Annotated in this window: 11 protein-coding genes; 4 read left to right on the plus strand and 7 right to left on the minus strand. The window is 69.0% G+C overall.

What is annotated here, in order from left to right:
- Window positions 1-91 precede the first annotated feature (91 nt).
- The 7 genes from purH to IEV93_RS16330 all read right to left on the minus strand — a co-directional run bounded on the left by purH (window position 92) and on the right by IEV93_RS16330 (window position 10,554).
- Complete coding sequence (gene purH / locus IEV93_RS16300) at window positions 92-1,645, minus strand: bifunctional phosphoribosylaminoimidazolecarboxamide formyltransferase/IMP cyclohydrolase (protein ID WP_188491012.1); 1,554 nt, start codon at window positions 1,643-1,645, stop codon at window positions 92-94.
- Window positions 1,642-2,265, minus strand: coding sequence for a phosphoribosylglycinamide formyltransferase (purN, locus tag IEV93_RS16305; RefSeq protein ID WP_188491680.1), 624 nt, complete (start codon window positions 2,263-2,265; stop codon window positions 1,642-1,644). Before purN ends, purH begins: the two co-directional genes overlap by 4 nt.
- 81 nt (window positions 2,266-2,346) lie before the next feature.
- Window positions 2,347-3,876 (minus strand): cell division protein PerM, encoded by a 1,530-nt coding sequence (locus tag IEV93_RS16310; protein WP_188491013.1) that lies wholly within the window; start codon window positions 3,874-3,876, stop codon window positions 2,347-2,349.
- A 137-nt stretch (window positions 3,877-4,013) separates the two neighbouring features.
- Window positions 4,014-5,423 (minus strand): DUF5336 domain-containing protein, encoded by a 1,410-nt coding sequence (locus tag IEV93_RS16315; RefSeq protein ID WP_188491014.1) that lies wholly within the window; start codon window positions 5,421-5,423, stop codon window positions 4,014-4,016.
- Window positions 5,424-5,570: 147 nt separating this feature from the next.
- Window positions 5,571-6,803, minus strand: a complete 1,233-nt coding sequence (locus IEV93_RS16320; protein WP_188491015.1) for an acyl-CoA dehydrogenase family protein — start codon at window positions 6,801-6,803, stop codon at window positions 5,571-5,573.
- A 79-nt stretch (window positions 6,804-6,882) separates the two neighbouring features.
- On the minus strand, window positions 6,883-8,889 hold the full coding sequence (locus tag IEV93_RS16325; protein WP_371873853.1) for an acetoacetate--CoA ligase: 2,007 nt from the start codon (window positions 8,887-8,889) through the stop codon (window positions 6,883-6,885).
- Window positions 8,890-10,554, minus strand: a complete 1,665-nt coding sequence (locus IEV93_RS16330; RefSeq protein WP_188491016.1) for an AMP-binding protein — start codon at window positions 10,552-10,554, stop codon at window positions 8,890-8,892.
- A 225-nt stretch (window positions 10,555-10,779) separates the two neighbouring features.
- Here IEV93_RS16330 and IEV93_RS16335 point away from each other — a divergent pair, with 225 nt between their 5' ends.
- From IEV93_RS16335 to IEV93_RS16350, 4 genes are all read left to right on the plus strand, one after another.
- Window positions 10,780-14,355: an indolepyruvate ferredoxin oxidoreductase family protein gene (locus tag IEV93_RS16335; RefSeq protein WP_188491017.1), complete on the plus strand. Its 3,576-nt coding sequence runs from the start codon at window positions 10,780-10,782 to the stop codon at window positions 14,353-14,355.
- A gap of 40 nt (window positions 14,356-14,395) precedes the next feature.
- Entirely contained in the window at window positions 14,396-15,193 is a 798-nt protein-coding gene (heR, locus tag IEV93_RS16340) for a heliorhodopsin HeR (RefSeq protein WP_188491018.1), read from the plus strand.
- 73 nt (window positions 15,194-15,266) lie between these two features.
- Window positions 15,267-15,881, plus strand: a complete 615-nt coding sequence (locus tag IEV93_RS16345; RefSeq protein WP_188491019.1) for a TetR/AcrR family transcriptional regulator — start codon at window positions 15,267-15,269, stop codon at window positions 15,879-15,881.
- The gene (locus IEV93_RS16350) at window positions 15,878-17,476 is read left to right on the plus strand and encodes a carboxylesterase/lipase family protein (RefSeq protein ID WP_188491020.1); all 1,599 of its coding nucleotides are present in this window, start codon (window positions 15,878-15,880) and stop codon (window positions 17,474-17,476) included. The genes IEV93_RS16345 and IEV93_RS16350 overlap by 4 nt, the downstream gene beginning before the upstream one ends.
- The last annotated feature ends 35 nt before the right edge of the window (window positions 17,477-17,511 follow it).

Genomic DNA, 17,511 nt, shown 5'->3' on the forward strand with positions numbered 1-17,511 from the left:
CGCGCGTCCACCGTTCGCGCGCGCGCCAACCGGGGCGCGCGGATGAACGGTGGGCGCGCGTTGCCGTCAGACGGAGCGCGCGAGGTGAGGGTTAGTGCGCGAAGTGGCGGGAACCGGTGAGGTACAGCGCGATACCGGCCTCGGCGGCCGCGTCGATGACCTCGTTGTCACGGATCGAGCCGCCCGGCTGGACGATGGCGCGCACGCCCGCTGCGGTCAGCACCTGCAGACCGTCCGGGAACGGGAAGAACGCGTCGGAGGCACCGACACTGCCCGCGGCGCGATCGCCCGCGCGCTGGACGGCGAGGTGCGCGGAGTCGACCCGGTTGACCTGGCCCATGCCGACCCCGACCGACGCACCGTCGGAAGCGAGCAGGATGGCGTTCGACTTCACCGAACGGCAGGCCCGCCAGGCGAACTCGAGATCGGCGAGGGTCTTGTCGTCGACCGCGTCACCGGTGGCGAGTTGCCAGTTGGACGGGTCGTCGCCGTCGGCGTCGACGATGTCGCGCTGCTGGACGAGCAGTCCGCCCGAGATCGGACGCAACTCGGACCCCGCCCGCTGCGGCGGGGTCGCCAGCAGCACGCGGATGTTCTTCTTGCGGGTCAGGACACCCAGCGCGCCGTCGTCGAACCCGGGTGCCACGATGACCTCGGTGAAGATCTCGGCGACCTGCTCGGCCATCGCGACACTCACCGGGACGTTGGTGGCGATGACGCCGCCGTACGCACTGACCGGGTCGCACTCGTGGGCCTTGCGGTGCGCCTGGGCCACGTCGTCACCGATGGCGATGCCACACGGGTTGGCGTGCTTGATGATCGCGACCGCGGGACGGTCGAAGTCGTGCGCGGCACGCCAGGCGGCGTCGGAGTCGGTGTAGTTGTTGTAACTCATCTCCTTGCCGTGCAGCTGCTCGGCACGGGCCAGGCCACCCTGGTCGGAGCCGTCGACGTAGAGCGCGGCCGACTGGTGTGGGTTCTCGCCGTACCGCAGCGACGACGACAGCGTCCACGTGCGTCCCAGCCACGCCGGCTTCTCCTCGCCGGCGATCTCGCCGCTGAGCCAACCGGCGACGGCGACGTCGTACTCGGCGGTGTGCCGGAAGGCCTTGGCGGCGAGCCGGGTCCGCTCGGCAAGGGTGAACCCACCCGCGGCGATGGCCTCGGTGACCGACGCGTAGTCGGCGGCGTCGACGACGACTGCGACCGACGGGTGGTTCTTGGCGGCACCGCGCACCATGGACGGTCCGCCGATGTCGATCTGCTCGACACATTCGTCGAAGCCCGCGCCCGAGGCAACGGTGGCGGCGAAGGGGTAGAGGTTACCGATCACAAGTTCGAACGGTGCGATCTCCAACTCTGCCAGCTGATCTCGGTGCGACTGCTTACGCGAGTCGGCGAGGATGCCCGCGTGCACACGCGGGTGCAGCGTCTTGACGCGACCGTCAAGGCATTCGGGGAACCCGGTGAGGTCGGACACCTCGATGACCGGGACACCCTGCTCGGCAATGGTCTTCGCGGTCGAACCCGTCGACACGATCTCGACACCGGCGGCGGCCAACGCGGTGGCCAACTCACCGAGCCCGGTCTTGTCGTAGACGCTGATCAACGCGCGGCGGATGGGGATGCGTGGGTCTTCACTCACGAGAAACGGGCCTTTCGTCCATCGGACACAACACCTTTGGTGACAAATTTGGCGACAACCTGCACCAGCAGGACACGCTCGACCGATTTGATGCGCTCGTGCAGCGACACCTCGTCGTCGGAATCGGAGATCATGACCGGCGCCTGCGTCAGGATCGGGCCGGTGTCGACACCGTCGTCGACGAGATGCACCGTCGCGCCGGTGACGGTGACACCGTGCGCCAGTGCGTCACCGACCGCGTGCGCGCCGGGGAACGACGGGAGCAGGGCGGGGTGGGAGTTGACGATCGCTCCGCCGAACCGTTCCAGGAACGCCGGGCCGAGGATCTTCATGAACCCGGCGGTCACGACGAGTACGGGCTCGTGGGCGGCGACCGCGTCGGTCAGCGCGCGGTCCCAGGCGGCGCGGTCCGCATGATCGGCCATCGCGACGACGGTGGTGGGCAGGCCGGCGACCTCGGCGACCTGGCGGGCACGGCAGTCACGGTCGACGACCACCGCGGCGACACGGGCCGGGTAGTTCGGGTCCGCGGCGGCCTCGATGAGTGCGCCGAGCAGGGTCCCCGTCCCCGAGGCCAGCACGACGACGGCCGCACGAGGGTCCGATGACGTGGCGTTCAGGGTCGACTCCTGCCAGAGCTGGGCGTGCGTGTGCGTCCGACACAGAGCCGTCGACGGCGTCGGTGAAGGACACGTGTGAGCCTAGTGGTCGTCGTCCGAATCGGTTCTGTGGGTACCGAAAACCACGTCCGCGCGAGCACGCCGCGGCATCTGCGTGACGTTGTCGGCCACGTCGGAGACCGGTTCGTCGTCGGCGGCAGCGACATTCACGACGTCGTCGTCGGGCTCGTCGAGGTCATCACGGTCGGCGTCATCGGGATCGATGCCCTCGCCGTCACCGACACCGTCGAGAACCTCGGCGTCGTCATGTAGTTCATCGTTGTCGACCTCGTCGGCATCGATCAGGTCATCCTGGTCGAGGTCGTCGTGGTCGAACTCGTCCGCGACACCGTCGAGCGGGTCGCCGCGGTAGTACGCCGCACGCGCGGCGCGGGTGCCGGGCAGGACACCGTGGATCAGCACCATGACCATGCCCACCACCGCGAACCAGCCGAACGTGAACACCCCGGCCGCGGGGACGGTGGCGCCCGCCGAACCGAGTTCGCCGAGTTCGCCGCCGCCCAGCCAGGTCAGCGCGACCATCGCGATCGCGGCGAGTCCCGCGGTGGCGGCGACCGTGCGTGTGGCACGCATCGGGTCGACGTGCAGTGCGCGGCGGCCGGCGAGCACGGCCACGACGGCGGTCAGGACGAGCAGGACGGCGCCGTACGGCCCGCCGCCCCCGCTCGGCAGCACCGCGAGCACCGGCAACGGCGGCAGCGATCCGCCGTGCGCGGCGAACAGGTCGCCACCGGCGGTCCCGACATGGGCGTCGGCGCCGACCAGCATCGCGGCCGCGCCGATGATCAGATTCGGCAGGTACAAGATCGAGAGCACGGTCAGGCCCAGTCCGCCGGCGAATCCGTGGCCCGCGTCGATCAGTTCACCGACGGTGCCGTGCGCGACGACCAGGCGCACCGCGATGACGAGGGTCGCAGCAGAGAACAGGCCGATCAGCGCGACCCCGGCCGCGCGGAACGCGGCGGGTGCCCAGGGGGCCACGCCGAGGTGCACACCGACCTCACGCCACCGACCGCGCGCCAACCCGAGTCCGGCACCGAGCGCGTGCAGTCCGATGGTGTACGCGAACGCCACCAGTGCGTTCGGCGAGGCCACGGTGAGAACGGTCGAGCCGTCCATCACCAGGGCGAGACTCAGCACGGTGATCAGCAGCGGGCCGGCGACCGCGGCCAGGAACACCGACGTCAGTTCCGAGCGGGGACGGTGGTTGCCCGCCGCACCCGCGGTCATGGCCGCGACCCCGGCGACCAGGGCGATCGTGGGGGCCAGCGGCAGCACCCCGATGGTGACCTCGCTGATCGTCAGCGGCACCTGGTGCGAGGAGAGCCACATCGCGCCGATCGCGGCGGTGAGGCCGGTCAGTCCGCTGCCCGCCGACAGGAGTGTCGCGAGCGCGATCACCGCGATGACCAGCAGTGCGACGGCGCTGGGCCCGAAAGCGATGACGACGAGTTCGCGCGCCGAACCGGCGCTGTGCGCAGCGGATCGGCGCTGCGCGCGACGCAGTTCGCGGAGGCGTGTGGAGAGCGATTCCCCGGTGGAGGTGACCATCCCTACGAGGGTGACATCGACCTGCCTTCGGAGTGGTCAGGCGCGCCGCAGGCACCCCCGAGCGCACACAGCACGACACCCCGCCGGCAGGCTGCCGACGGGGTGTCGTGGTGAAGATGAATCAGGCGAACCGACGGTCAGCGACCGGTGGTGTCACCGGGCTCCGAACTCGGGAACGCCGTGGTGCGCTCGCCGTAGGGCGACGGACCGGCCTGCTCGCCCGCCGCGGGTGCACCCGTGGCCGACGAACCCGGCGTGGCCGACGAGGTGGACTCGCCCGCCGCCGACGACCCGGCCGAGGGGGTCCCGTAACCGGGGGTCTGCGCGCCGGCGTCGCCGCCCACGGACGACGACCCGGTGCCCGACGACCCGGTACCCGCGGAACCGGTGGAGGAGCTCTCCTCCGGCTTGCTCAGGTTGGTGGTCTGCGCGGACGTGCTCTGTCCGTAGCCGTAGCCGTAGGCCGACGACTGCGACTGGCCCTCCGACGTCGCGCCGTAGGTGCTCGACGCGGTGGTCGAGGGTGCCTGCGACGTGATGGTCGACGCGCCGATGTCATGAGTGCGTGCCGCCGACTCCGGTGCGGTCTTGAGGACACCGCCCTGCACGAGCAGCCACACGACGGCCACGACCGCCTCGATGATGCCGAACACCAGCAGCAGGATGAACCCGATCCCCGCGTCGACACCGTCGGACAGCGTGATGACCTGGAACAACGCCACCAGCGCACCGGTGACCGCGAGTCCGGCCACGATGGGGCTCAGTGTGGTGGTGATCTTCGGGAGCAGCGCCGCGAGCGCGATGAGTCCGGCGGCGGCCAGCGGGATCAACGGGATGCCGCCGATCGACTGGAACAGCGTGCTCGAGTTGCTGACGCCGTCGCTGTAGTTGTAGTCCAGCGCGTTGGCGAACCCGATGAACAGGTTGATCAGACCGAGGGCACCGAGGATGTAGACGAGATAGGTGCCGATCGCCGCGGGCAGACCCTGACCGGCCGGCTTGGCCGCGGGCTCCTGTCCGCCGTAGCCGGACTGGCCGTAGCCCTGCTGGCCCCATCCCTGCTGGGAACCGGTCTGGCCGTAGCCCTGCTGCCCGGTGGGCTGCTGACCGTAGCCCGAGGGCTGCTGACCGTAGCCCTGCTGACCGGCCGGCTGCTGGCCGTAGCTGCCGTATCCCTGCTGACCGGAGGTGTATCCGCCCTGGCCGTAGCCCTGCTGGGTCGAACCCTGCTGGGACGACCCGGGCTGGCCGTAGCCGCCCTGGCCGTAGCCCTGGCCCGCGGCACCGGACTGGCCGTAGCCCTGCTGCCCGGCGGGCTGCTGGCCGTAGCTCTGGCCCCCGTAGCCCTGGCCCCCGTAGCTCTGGCCGTAACCCTGCTGGGACGAACCCTGCTGGCCATAACCCTGGGTCGCGCCGGGCTGCGTTCCGTAGCCCTGCTGCGCCCCGGGCTGCGCTCCGTAGCCCTGCTGGCCGGGCTGTCGTCCCCACCCCGCCTGACTCGGATCGCCCTGCTCAGAGCCGGAGCCCCCGCCAGGTTGATACGTCATTCGTGTCTCCTCACCGAAGTTGCCCCGCACGTTCTCGACGTGCTCACGTCGTGTCCGCGTCACGGTTCCTGCCGCGACACGTCATTGGTCGCAGCCCACGCTAACGTACCGACCCCGGCTGGCAACCCCTCTCGACGCGGTATTCGCTCAGCTGTACCAGGTGGGCTCGGGCAGCTCCCCGATCAACAGGTTGCGCCCCACCTCGCGGCGCTTGTAGGCGACCGGGTCGTGCAGCGAGTGCGTGCGCACGTTGCGGAAGAAGAGGTCGAGTCCGACCTTCGACGCGGTCGACCGGGCGCCGGTGACCTCGAAGATGCGGGTGGTGATCTCGAGCGCGACGTCGGTGGCCTGCGCCTTGGCCGCCGCGACCCGGACCTCGTGGTTGCCGCGCTCCTCGGCGGTGACATCCCACGCGTTGTCGTGGATCGCCTGCTGCTCGACGGCGACGGCGTCGGCCAACGCCTCGGCGGCCCACAGCTTGGTCAGCAGGTCGCCGTAGGTGTCGATCACGTAGGGCTCGTCGACGGCGCGGTCGAAACCGCCGTGCAGCCACGGCCGGGTGGACGAGCGCGTGTAGTCGACCGCGGTCTCCAGCGCACCCCGGGCGATGCCGAGATAGAAGTTGACGAAGACGAGCTGGATGATCGGCACGTTGAGCGAGTTGTAGACGCGGGGCGCGAAGGCCTTGTCGACGAAGCCGGCGGCCGACGCCCAGTCGGTGGTGACGTTGTCGATGGTGACGCTGCCGCTCTCGGTGAGTCGCTGCCCGATGTTGTCCCAGTCGTCGTGGAAGGTGAAGCCCTCGCTGTTGCTGGGGACGATCGCGAACACGTGCTCACCGGTGGTGCTCAGGACACCCTCCAGGACGGTCACGTCGGAGACGTTCGAGCCGGTGGAGAAGGACTTGCGTCCGGAGTAGCTGATGGTGTCACCGTTGTCGGTGACGACGACGTCGCTGTCCCGGGGGTTGACCGCGCCACCGAAGAACCACCTGTCCTGCGTCGCAGCGGCCTCCACGGCCGCGATCTGCTCGCGGGTGCCGACCAGACGGGCCGCCCAGAACCACAGCAGGTGGTAGCCCAGGAGCTGGCCGATGGAACCGTCGCCGGCCGCGACCGCCCGGATCACGGCGTACGCGGTGATCCAGTTCTGCCCGCCGCCACCGTGTTCGGTGGGTCCGAGCAGGGTGACGAGTCCGGCCTCCTTGAGCAGGGCCACCTCGGCGGTGGGGGTGGCGCCGGCGCGGTCGCGTTCGACGGCGTCGGTCGCGAGTATCGCGGCCACCTCGTGGGCACGTGCGATCCATCCGTCCGCGTCGGCGGGCGGCGTCGCCCAGTCGGAGCGGTTGACGGTCAGTTCCTTGGTCAGTGTCGAAGTCATGGCGGTCATCAGACCAGTCGGGACGACTCCTGTGACCCTTTGGAACTGCCGTGGTTTGAAGGGTTGGGCACCCGGCCGATCACCAGCGGTGCGCGGCGCCCTGCTCCCGGTACCAGTCGATCACCGTCGGATCGTCGACCGAACGGGGATCGAGCGCGACGTCGGCGCGACCGGCGAGGATCCCGGTCACCGGGACCTCGAGCTTCTTGCCGGTGCGGGTGTGTGGGATGCCGGGGGCGAGCACCACCTCATCGGGGACGTGCCGCGGTGACAGGCGCCGTCGGACGTCGGAGGCGATCCGGGCGCGGAGATCGTCGTCGAGCGTCGCCCCGGAGACCAGGGTGACGAACAGCGGCATCCAGTACGCCCCGTCGGGGCCGTCGACGCCGACCACGAACGCCTCGGCGATCTCGGGTACGGCCTCGACGACCTCGTAGATGTCGGCCGAGCCCATCCGGATGCCGTGCCGGTTGAGGGTCGCGTCGCTGCGGCCGTGGATGACCATCGAGCCGCGGTCGGTGATCGTGACCCAGTCACCGTGCCGCCACACACCCGGGTCCCGTCCCTGCGTCCAGTCGTGCTCGAAGTACGCGGCGCGGTACCGACTCCCGTCCTCGTCACGCCAGAACCCGACCGGCATCGACGGCATCGGGGCGGTGATGACCATCTCCCCCACCTCGTCGATCAGCTCGCGCCGATCCGGAGACCAACTGTGCAATGCGACACCGAGATATCGCACCGACAACTCGCCGGGGACCACCGGGATGCCGACGGACCCACCGGCGAACGCCGTGACGACGTCGGTGCCACCACTGACCGACGACACCGGCACGTGCGCGCCGACGTGCTCGGCGACCCAGACGAACAGGTCCGCGGCCAGCGTCGAACCGGTGCTCCCCAGGGAGCGCAACCGGGAGAGGTCGTGGTCGGATCCCGGGCTCAGGTCGGCCTTGCGGGACGCCTGCAGCTGGCCGGGACTCGTACCGAAGTAGGTGACGCCCTCGCGCTCGAGCAGCGCCCACAACCGGTCGGCGTCGGGGAACAACGGGCTACCGGTGTAGCAGATCGTGGTTGCGCCACAGAGCAATCCGGCCAACCGGTAGTTCCACATCATCCAGCTCAACGCGGTCTGCCAGAAGAAGACGTCGTCGGTGCCGAGGTCGGAGTGCAGCCCGGCGACCTTGAGGTGTTCGAGCACCACTCCGCCGTGTCCGTGCACGATGCCCTTCGGCCGGCCGGTGGTCCCGGAGCTGAACAGCACCCACAGCGGATGGTCGAAGGGCACCGCGTCCACCACGGGATCCACCGGCGCGGCGACGAGGTCGTGATGCGCGAGCAGCGTGGGCCCGGCGTTGGTGTCGCGGTCGAATCCGGGGCCGTCGGCGGATTCGACGACGACCACCGCCGTGAGGTCGGTGAGCGCGGCGATCAGCTCGACGCCGTGCGAGCGTTTGTCGATCCACTTGCCGTTGTACTGGTACCCGTTGCCCAGGTACAGGACTCGCGGCGTGAGCTGACCGACGCGGGCGGCGGCACCGTCGGGCGCGTAGTCGGCACCACACCCGGACCAGACGGCTCCGATGGAGGCGGTGGCGAGGAACGCGACCATGGCCTCGGCGACGTCGGGGAGGTAGGCCGCGACCACGTCACCGCGTCCGACCCCGGCACCGCGTAACGCCTGCGCGACGGCGCCGATCTGTCCGGGCAGGTCCGCCCAGGTGATCTCGGTCCGCCCACCGCGTTCGTCGATACCCACGATCGCAGCCCGCGCGGGGTCGGCGTGCGTCCGCGCGTGCCGCAGGATCTGGTCGACGTAGTTCAGCTCGACACCCGGGAACCACTGTGCGCCCGGCATCGTCGCGTCGGGCAGGACGGCGTCGTCCCCCTCGGCGAGCGCGGTGACGGCAACACCGTCGAGGTCGAAGAAGTCCCACAGTGCCCGCCAGAAACGAGCGGGATGGGTCACCGACCACCGCCACAGGACGTCGTAGTCGGCGGTGGGGTCGGCGGACTGTCCGGCGCCGACCTCGATCGGCAACCCGGCGACGAAGCGGTCCATCGCACTGCCGGTGATCGAACTGGTCATCTACAGCCCGAGTATCTCGGTCGCATCCGCACGCATCTGCACCTTGCGGACCTTACCGGTGACGGTCATCGGGAACTCGTCGGTGACGTGGACGTACCGCGGGATCTTGTGTTTGGCGATGACCCCGGCGGCGAACGCGCGCACCGACTCCGGATCGAAGTCGACGACGCCCTCGCGCAATCGGACCCACGCCATCAGTTCCTCGCCGTACTTCTCGTCCGGCACACCGATCACCTGGGCGTCGAGGATGTCGGGGTGGGTGTAGAGGAACTCCTCGATCTCGCGGGGATAGATGTTCTCCCCGCCTCGGATCACCATGTCCTTGATGCGGCCGGTGATCTGCACGTACCCGTCGGCGTCCATCGTCGCCAGGTCGCCGGTGTGCATCCAGCCGTCGTCGCCGAGCACCTCGGCGGTCTTCTCGGGCTCGTCCCAGTAGCCGGTCATCACGCTGTACCCGCGCGTGCACAACTCGCCGGTCACCCCACGCTCGACGGTCGCGTCGTCACCGTCGACGACCTTGATCTCCAGGTGCGGTCCGACCCGACCGACCGTCCCGACACGGCGTTCGAGGGTGTCGTCGACGCGGGTCTGCGTCGACACCGGCGAGGTCTCGGTCATGCCGTAACAGATGGACACCTCGGTCATGTGCATGCGATCGACGACCTGGCGCATCACCTCGGCCGGGCACGGCGAACCCGCCATGATACCGGTCCGCAGGCTCGAGAGGTCGAACTCGTCGCTGCTTGCATGGTCCAGCTCCGCAGGCTCCGTGTCCGACAGCAAGGCCAGTTCGGCGATGAACATCGTCGGAACGCCGTACAGGCTGGTGCATCGGTGTTCGGCGACCGCACGCAGCGTGGCGACCGGGTCGAACGCGGGCGCCGGGATGACGATGGTCGCGCCGTGGCAGGTGGCCGCGAGGTTGCCCATCACCATGCCGAAGCAGTGATAGAACGGCACCGGGATGCAGATCCGGTCGGCGTCGGTGTAGGAGCACAGCACGCCGACGAAGTAGCCGTTGTTGCAGATGTTGCGGTGCGACAGGGTCGCCCCCTTGGGGAAACCGGTTGTGCCCGAGGTGTACTGGATGTTGATCGGGTCATCCGGGGAGAGCCCCGCGGCCACCTGCGCGACGGCCGCCAGGTCGTCGTCGGTCGGGTCGCCGGTCAGCTCCGCCCACTCCTCGTCACCGAAGACGACGACGTCGCGCAGGGTCGAGCAGTTCGGCCGCGCCGCGGCCAGCATCGACGGGTAGTCGGAGTCACGGAATTCCGGCGACGCCAACACCATCGACACCCGACCGTGGTCGAGAGCGAACTCGAGTTCCCGTTGACGATACGACGGATTCAGGTTGACCAGGATCGCCCCGATCTCCGCGGCCGCGTACTGGGTGACGACCCACTCCCAGCGGTTCGGCGACCAGAGCCCGACGCGGTCACCGGGCCGCAGGCCGCGGCGCAGCAGACCTGCGGCGACCGCGAGAACCTCGGCCCGGAGTTCTCGGTAGGTCCACTGCCGACCCGACGCGCAGTCGATCAGGGCGTCGTTGTCGGGTACCCGCGCCGCGGTCTGCGCCAGCGACCGACCGATCGTGGTCTCGAGCAGCGGTGGGGTGCTCTCGCCGCGGTCGTAGGAGAGCAGTCGTGCAGTGGTGTCGTCCATCGGTCCGTCACATCCCGTCCGGCTATGTCGCCGCGTCGTTTGGTTAAGGGCCATTAACCGACGCCAGGGTAGGCCCAGAAATCGGACGTTGTCCACACCACACTTGCAGGGTCGAGTGATCGCCGTCACGTGGTTGGTACGGTTGGGTCACCGACACAACCCTCCGGTCCTCCCACCACCCCCGGGAACCGACCGGATCCATATCGAAGGCCCAGGTGACCCCCTATGACCCTCACTTCTGACCGTCGCAACGACGACGTCAGCCACTCCGGCTCCACCGAAGCGTCCGACCCGCAGACGTTCTCCCTCGAGAACCGCTACACCCGCGACGACGGCACGATCTACCTCAGCGGCATCCAGGCGCTGGTCCGCATGGTCCGTGACCGCGCCCGACTCGACCGCCGCAGCGGACTCCGCACCGCCTCGTTCATCTCCGGCTACGAGGGTTCACCGCTGGCCGGCTACGACCTCGAGATCGCCCGGCGCACGAAACACCTCGCACCGTTCGACATCACCCATCGGCCCGCGCTCAACGAGGAACTCGCCGCGACCTCGGTGATGGGCTCGCAGGTGGCCGCGCGCGTCGGACACCTCGCGGCCGACGCCGACGGGCAGATGCGCGACGGCGTCGTCGGCTACTGGTACGGCAAGGCCCCGGGTCTGGATCGCGCGTCGGATGCCCTGCGCCACGCCAACCTCATCGGCACCCACCACCGCGGCGGCGCCGTCGCGCTCGTCGGCGACGATCCCGGCGCGAAGAGCTCCACCGTCCCGTGCGCGTCGGAAATGGCACTGGCCGATCTCTACATGCCGATCCTGTATCCGGCCGACTCCCAGGACATCCTCGACATGGGCATCCACGCGGCCATGATGTCGCGCGTGTCGGGCCTGTGGACGTCGATGAAGATCTCTGCGCACGTCGCCGACGGCGCGTCGACCGCGATCGTGTCCCCCGACCGGATCGTCCCGGTCTACGGCGACCTCGGGGACAGCCCGCACATCCCCAGCGGGAAACTGTTGGGCGCCAACCTGATGGAGCTGGAGCAGAACCAGCTCACCATCCGCAAACCACGGGCCGAGGAATATGCACGACTCAACCGGTTGAACCGGATCGTCGCCCGGACCGGCGACGACCGCATCGGCATCGTCGCCGCGGGCAAAACCTACCTCGACGTCCGCGAGGCCCTGCGTCTGATCGGAATCGGCGACGACGAACTGGGTGCGCTCGGCATCCGGATCCTCAAGCTGGGCATGGTCTATCCGTTCGAGCGTCAGATCCTCGACGAGTTCGTGAGCGGACTCGACGAGGTCATCGTCGTCGAGGAGAAGCGCGACTTCATCGAGACCATGATGCGCGACATGCTGTTCCGCCGACCCGATGCACCGGCGATCGTCGGCAAGACGAACGAGGACTCCTCGACGCTGTTCTCCCGGTTCGGTGAACTCGACATCGACGCGGTCACCCGTGGTCTCGCCGGGCGCCTCGCCCGCCACCACGCCGTGCCCGCCGCCACCGACTGGCTGGACCGGATGAGCCGCCGTCGCACCCGCATCGAACTCCCCCTGGCGGTGCGCAGCCCGTACTTCTGCTCCGGCTGTCCGCACAACAGTTCCACCAAGGTCGCCGACGACACCCTCGTCGGCGCCGGGATCGGTTGTCACGCCATGGTGTTGCTGATGGATCCCGCGCAGGTCGGCGACGTGACCGGTGTGACGCAGATGGGCGGCGAGGGCGCGCAGTGGCTCGGGATGGCGCCGTTTCTCACCGAGAAGCACTTCGTGCAGAACGTCGGCGACGGCACCTTCATGCACTCGGCCTCTCTCGCACTGCGGTACGCGGTCGCCTCCGGCGAGAACATCACCTACAAGCTGCTGTTCAACGGCACGGTCGCGATGACGGGCGGCCAGGACGCCGTCGGTGGTCGTGGGTTGGTCGACCTGACATCGTTGTTGTTGGCCGAGGGCGTGTCCCGGGTGGTCGTGACCACCGACGATCCCGTGCGCACCCGGTCGCTGGGCCTGCCCGGCGGGGTGTCGGTGCGCCACCGGGACGACACCCTCGACGTACAGACCGAACTCGCGGCCGTCCCCGGCGTCACCGTCCTGGTCCACGACCAGTTCTGTGCGGCCGAGAAGCGGCGCAAACGCAAGCGCGGCGCGTATCCCGTTCCCACGCAGCGGGTGATGATCAACGAACGCATCTGCGAGGGATGCGGTGACTGCGGCGAGAAGTCCAACTGCCTGTCGGTGCACCCGGTGTCCACCGAGTTCGGCCGCAAGACGCGGATCGACCAGAGTTCGTGCAACCTCGATTTCTCCTGCCTCAAGGGCGATTGTCCGTCGTTCGTGACGGTCACCCCGGGGACCGGCACGAAGGTCCGCCGCGTGGTCGCCGACATCGGCGCCGACTCCATCGCCGAACCGGCGCACCGTCGGGGCACGGCGAACGGGTTCAGCCTGCGCGTCACCGGGATCGGGGGCACCGGCGTCGTGACGGTCTCGCAGGTGATCGCCACCGCGGCGGTCCTCGACGGGAACGACGCGCGCACGGTCGACATGACCGGTCTGGCCCAGAAGGGCGGGGCCGTGGTCAGCGACGTCAAGGTGGCGCCGGCTCGGACGGGCGCCGGTGGGGTCGAGCAGGCGGCGAAGATCGCGGCCGGTCAATGCGACCTCTATCTCTCGTGTGACCCGCTGGTGGGCGCCGATCCGGTGAACCTCAAGGTGGCCGGTCCGGACAAGACCACCGCGGTCGTGTCGACCAGCGCCATCCCCACCGGGGCCATGGTGGTCGACACCTCGGTCGGTTTCCCGTCGCAGGAGCAGATCCACGACGCCGTCGACCATGCGACCCAGCGGACGGTCTACCTGGATCCGGCGGCGTTGTCGACCAACCTGTTCGGCGACGAGCAGTACGCGAACATGCTCATGGTCGGTGCGGCGTATCAGACCGGCGCACTGGCGATCTCGGCCGACGCGCTCGAGCGCGCCATCGACCTCAACGGCGTCGCCGTGGCAGCGAACCTACAGGCGTTCCGCCGTGGTCGTCAGGTGATCGCCGACGCCGGTGCGGTCGAAGACGCGATCGCGGCCGTCCATCCGACGGTCGCGGCCGCCGAGCCGTCGGCGATCGCGAAGTCGATGATCGCACCCCTCGGCACGCTCGACGGCGAGGTGCGGGCGGTGCTGCTGCGTCGCGTCGACGAGCTCATCGCCTATCAGGATCAGCGGTACGCGTCGCGCTACGTCGACGATGTCGCCGCGGTGCACGTGGCCGAGAAGCGGCTCGGCTCGACGGGTCTGACCATGGCGACCGCGCAGTACCTGTTCAAGCTCATGGCCTACAAGGACGAATACGAGGTGGCCCGCCTCACCGCCGACAACCGGTTCGCCGCCGAGGTCGCCGACCAGTTCGGTGACGACGCGTCGGTCGCGATCCGCCTGCACCCGCCGGCGCTGCGGGCGATGGGGATGAAGAACAAGATCTCCCTGGGCGAGTGGGTCACCCCCGGGATGGCGGGGTTGGCGCGAATGAAGCGTCTGCGCGGAACGCGTCTCGACCCGTTCGGCCGGGCGGAGGTCCGTCGGACCGAACGGGCGCTGATCGTCGAGTACCGCGCGCTGCTCGCCGCGTTGGTCACGGCTCTGCGCTCGGGAGCGCTGGGCGCCGATCGGCTCGACGCCGCGGTCGCGGTCGCCGAACTCCCCGACATGGTGCGCGGCTACGAGGGCATCAAGATGGCCAACGTCGAGAAGTACCGGGAGGAGCTGCGACGGCAGCGATCAGAATTGGGGATCTGACGGGCGCCCTGCGCAGATCGGTCCGGGTAGCGTCACGCTCATGTCGAACACGCGTGAGAACAGTCCATCCCCGGAGGTCGCCGACGGGGTGAGCGACGAGGCACTGAGTGGATTGCGGCGCTGGAACATCGGGCTCACGGTGCTGCATGCGGCGCAGGCCGTGGTGGTCCTCGTGCTCGGCGGCGGATTCGCGATCACGGTGACGTCGTCGTTCCCGACGGGTCCGCCGGGCGCTGCCACCCCCGGGCCCTCGGATCTGTTCGATGTCTCCATCTCGCTCGCGATAGCGGTGTTCCTGTTCCTCGCCGCTGCTGATCACCTGCTGACGGCATCGGTGTTCCGCGGGGTGTACGAGGCGGATCTACGTCGCGGCATCAACCGCTTCCGGTGGATCGAGTACTCCGTGAGCGCCTCGATCATGATCGTGCTCATCGGCTTCTACTTCGGGGTCACCAGCATCTCCTCGGTGGTGGCCGTGATCGGCGCCAATGTCGCGATGATCCTCTTCGGATGGCTGCAGGAACGGGCGAATCCGCCCGGCCGGACCGAGACCACCATGCTGCCCTTCTGGTTCGGAACCGTCGCCGGGTCCGCGCCGTGGATCGTCATCGTGATCAATTTCGTCGGCGCGGGCAGCCGGGTTCCGTCTTTCGTCATCGGGATCTTCGTGTCGCTGCTGATCTTCTTCTCCACGTTCGCGGTGAACCAGTGGCTGCAATACCGCGAGATCGGCCCGTGGAAGAGCTACGCCTTCGGCGAGAAGACCTATCTGGTTCTCAGTCTCGTCGCCAAATCACTGCTGGCGTGGCAGATTTTCGGCGGCTCGCTCGCGTCCTGACGGGGCCCGGTTCCGCCAGATGACCGTCTGACACACCTGCTATATTTCTGACACTGATGCTAAATTAGCTGCCATGCCGACGTCAGCGGCGTCCGACCAGGGCGACACCTTCATCCGGGAAAAGCGCCGACAACAGCTGATCGACGCGACCATCGCGGTGATCGCCGAGGACGGGGTGGCGCGCGCCACGTTCGTCGCGATCGCGGCGCGCGCCGGGGTGAGTCGCGGCGTCATCAACTACCACTTCGCCGATCGGCGGGCGTTGCTCGACGCCGTGGTCGCGCACATCTACTCGCTGGGCCGAGACATGGTCGAGCAGCCGGTCGAGGCATCGACCACCGCGGCCGAGGCGATCAGCGCGATGATCGTCGGCAGCATCGGTTTCTACGACGCCCACATCCGCGAGATGACGGCGTTGTCGTCGATCTTCCGCTCCGGCGACGCCGACGCCTCGACCCGTGATGCCCGCGCCGAACACACCACCGAACTGGCGAAACTGACCGCGGTCTTCCTGCGCGGCCAGGAATCCGGCGAGTTCCGAGCTTTCGACACCGAAATCATGGCGACCGCGCTGCGCGCCACCCTCGACGCCACCATCGGCCGGATCGCCGCCGGCTCCGACGCCGGCATCCTCGCCCGTGAGATCGACGACTTGTTCGGCGCCGCAACCCGATCGGAGCAACAATGAAGAGAACTCTCTGCGCCTTCGCCGTCCTCGCGTTGCTCGCAACCGCGGGCTGTACCGCCACGCGGGACGACTCCGCACCGGTGGACGCGCCGCTGACCGTCTCGACCACCAGCGGCGTGCTGCACGGCAAGGCCGGACCGAACACCCGACAGTTCCTGGGGATCCGTTATGCCGCGGCCCCCACAGGCGACAAACGGTGGACGTTGCCGCAGGCGGTCGACGACCCGAACAGCGACGTCGACGCGTCAGCCCCCGGCGCACAGTGCGAACAGACGCCCACACCCGGCGCGTCGGCCCCCGCACCGAGCGAGGACTGCCTGTTCGTCAACGTGACAACTCCTCGCACAGCAGCCCCGGAGGCGCGGCTTCCGGTGATGGTCTGGTGGCACGGGGGTGGATACACCACCGACTCCGGCGCCGAATACGACCCGCAGCGTCTCGCCGACGCCGGCAACGTGATGGTCGTGACGGTGAACTACCGTCTCGGCATCTTCGGTTACCTCGCCCTGCCGGGTCTCGACGGCGGAGGAAATTTCGGCTTCGCCGATCAACTCGAGTCGTTGCGCTGGGTGCAGCGAAACGCAGCCGCGTTCGGCGGAGATCCCGACAACGTCACGGTGTTCGGCCAGTCCGCGGGGGCGATGTCCACGTGTGCCGCGCTCACCTCGCCCGCCGCACGCGGGTTGATCGACAAGGCGATCGTGTCGTCGGGATCGTGTGCCCTGGTGTTCCCCACCAATGCGCTCTATCCGGGCGTACCCGCGCAGCGCCCCTACGCGTCTGTCGCACAGGCGACGTCGACCGGCTCCGACGCGGCACGCGCACTCCGATGTGACGGCGACGCCGCGGCAGAGTGCCTGCGTCGACTGCCGCCGTCGGCCCTTCTCACGCAGAACGAGAACTTCAGCAACACTCTCGCCTACGGGACTCCCCTGCTCCCACGGGATCCGCGCGAGGCGGTCGCCACCGGTGCGACCCTTCGCATCCCGATGATCTCCGGCGGGAACCGGGATGAGAACTCCGCCTTTGTGGCGGGCGCGTTGGCGGTGAACCCGAGCGCGTTCACCGCGCAGGGGTACGACGGCGACCTCCGGGCCGCCTACGGCGAGCGCGCAGGCGACGTGGCGCAACGGTATCCCCTGTCGCGATACGCGTCGGCCGGTGCTGCGCTGGCCAGAACGTTCACCGATGCCGGATGGGCATGTCCGACGGTGCGATCGGCTCGCCAGTACGCCGAACACACCAAGGTCTACAGCTACGAGTTCTCCGACGACACGGGGCCGAATGTGAGCGGCGGGTCGTCACCTCAGGTCCCGAAGGCGGCGTTTCACGCGAACGACCTCCCCTACGTCTTCGACCTGCAGGGACGGGACCTCGTGCCGAGCGGGCCACAGGCGGAGCTGTCGAAGCAGATGATCGGGTACTGGTCGTCATTCGCCCACACCGGGACACCGTCGGCCGCCGGCGCCCCGGTGTGGCCGGCAACGACACCCGACCGTGCTCCCGTGCTCGGGTTCACGTCGTCGGGGATGCGCCTCGTCGATCAGGCCGCCGACCATCAATGCGCATTCTGGGACACCGTCACACTGCCTTGACCAGCAGATCATCACCAATTTCGACCTGACGGGAA

It is taken from the genome of Williamsia phyllosphaerae (assembly GCF_014635305.1).
In the GTDB taxonomy this organism is placed as follows: Bacteria; Actinomycetota; Actinomycetes; order Mycobacteriales; family Mycobacteriaceae; genus Williamsia_A; species Williamsia_A phyllosphaerae.

Coding starts and splice junctions, on each gene's coding strand:
- IEV93_RS16310 (WP_188491013.1), bottom strand. CDS start 3,876: ATGGTCACCTCCACCGGGGAATCGCTCTCCACACGCCTCCGCGAACTG.
- IEV93_RS16315 (WP_188491014.1), bottom strand. CDS start 5,423: ATGACGTATCAACCTGGCGGGGGCTCCGGCTCTGAGCAGGGCGATCCG.
- IEV93_RS16320 (WP_188491015.1), bottom strand. CDS start 6,803: ATGACTTCGACACTGACCAAGGAACTGACCGTCAACCGCTCCGACTGG.
- IEV93_RS16325 (WP_371873853.1), bottom strand. CDS start 8,889: ATGACCAGTTCGATCACCGGCAGTGCGATGGACCGCTTCGTCGCCGGG.
- IEV93_RS16330 (WP_188491016.1), bottom strand. CDS start 10,554: ATGGACGACACCACTGCACGACTGCTCTCCTACGACCGCGGCGAGAGC.
- IEV93_RS16335 (WP_188491017.1), top strand. CDS start 10,780: ATGACCCTCACTTCTGACCGTCGCAACGACGACGTCAGCCACTCCGGC.
- heR (WP_188491018.1), top strand. CDS start 14,396: ATGTCGAACACGCGTGAGAACAGTCCATCCCCGGAGGTCGCCGACGGG.
- IEV93_RS16345 (WP_188491019.1), top strand. CDS start 15,267: ATGCCGACGTCAGCGGCGTCCGACCAGGGCGACACCTTCATCCGGGAA.
- IEV93_RS16350 (WP_188491020.1), top strand. CDS start 15,878: ATGAAGAGAACTCTCTGCGCCTTCGCCGTCCTCGCGTTGCTCGCAACC.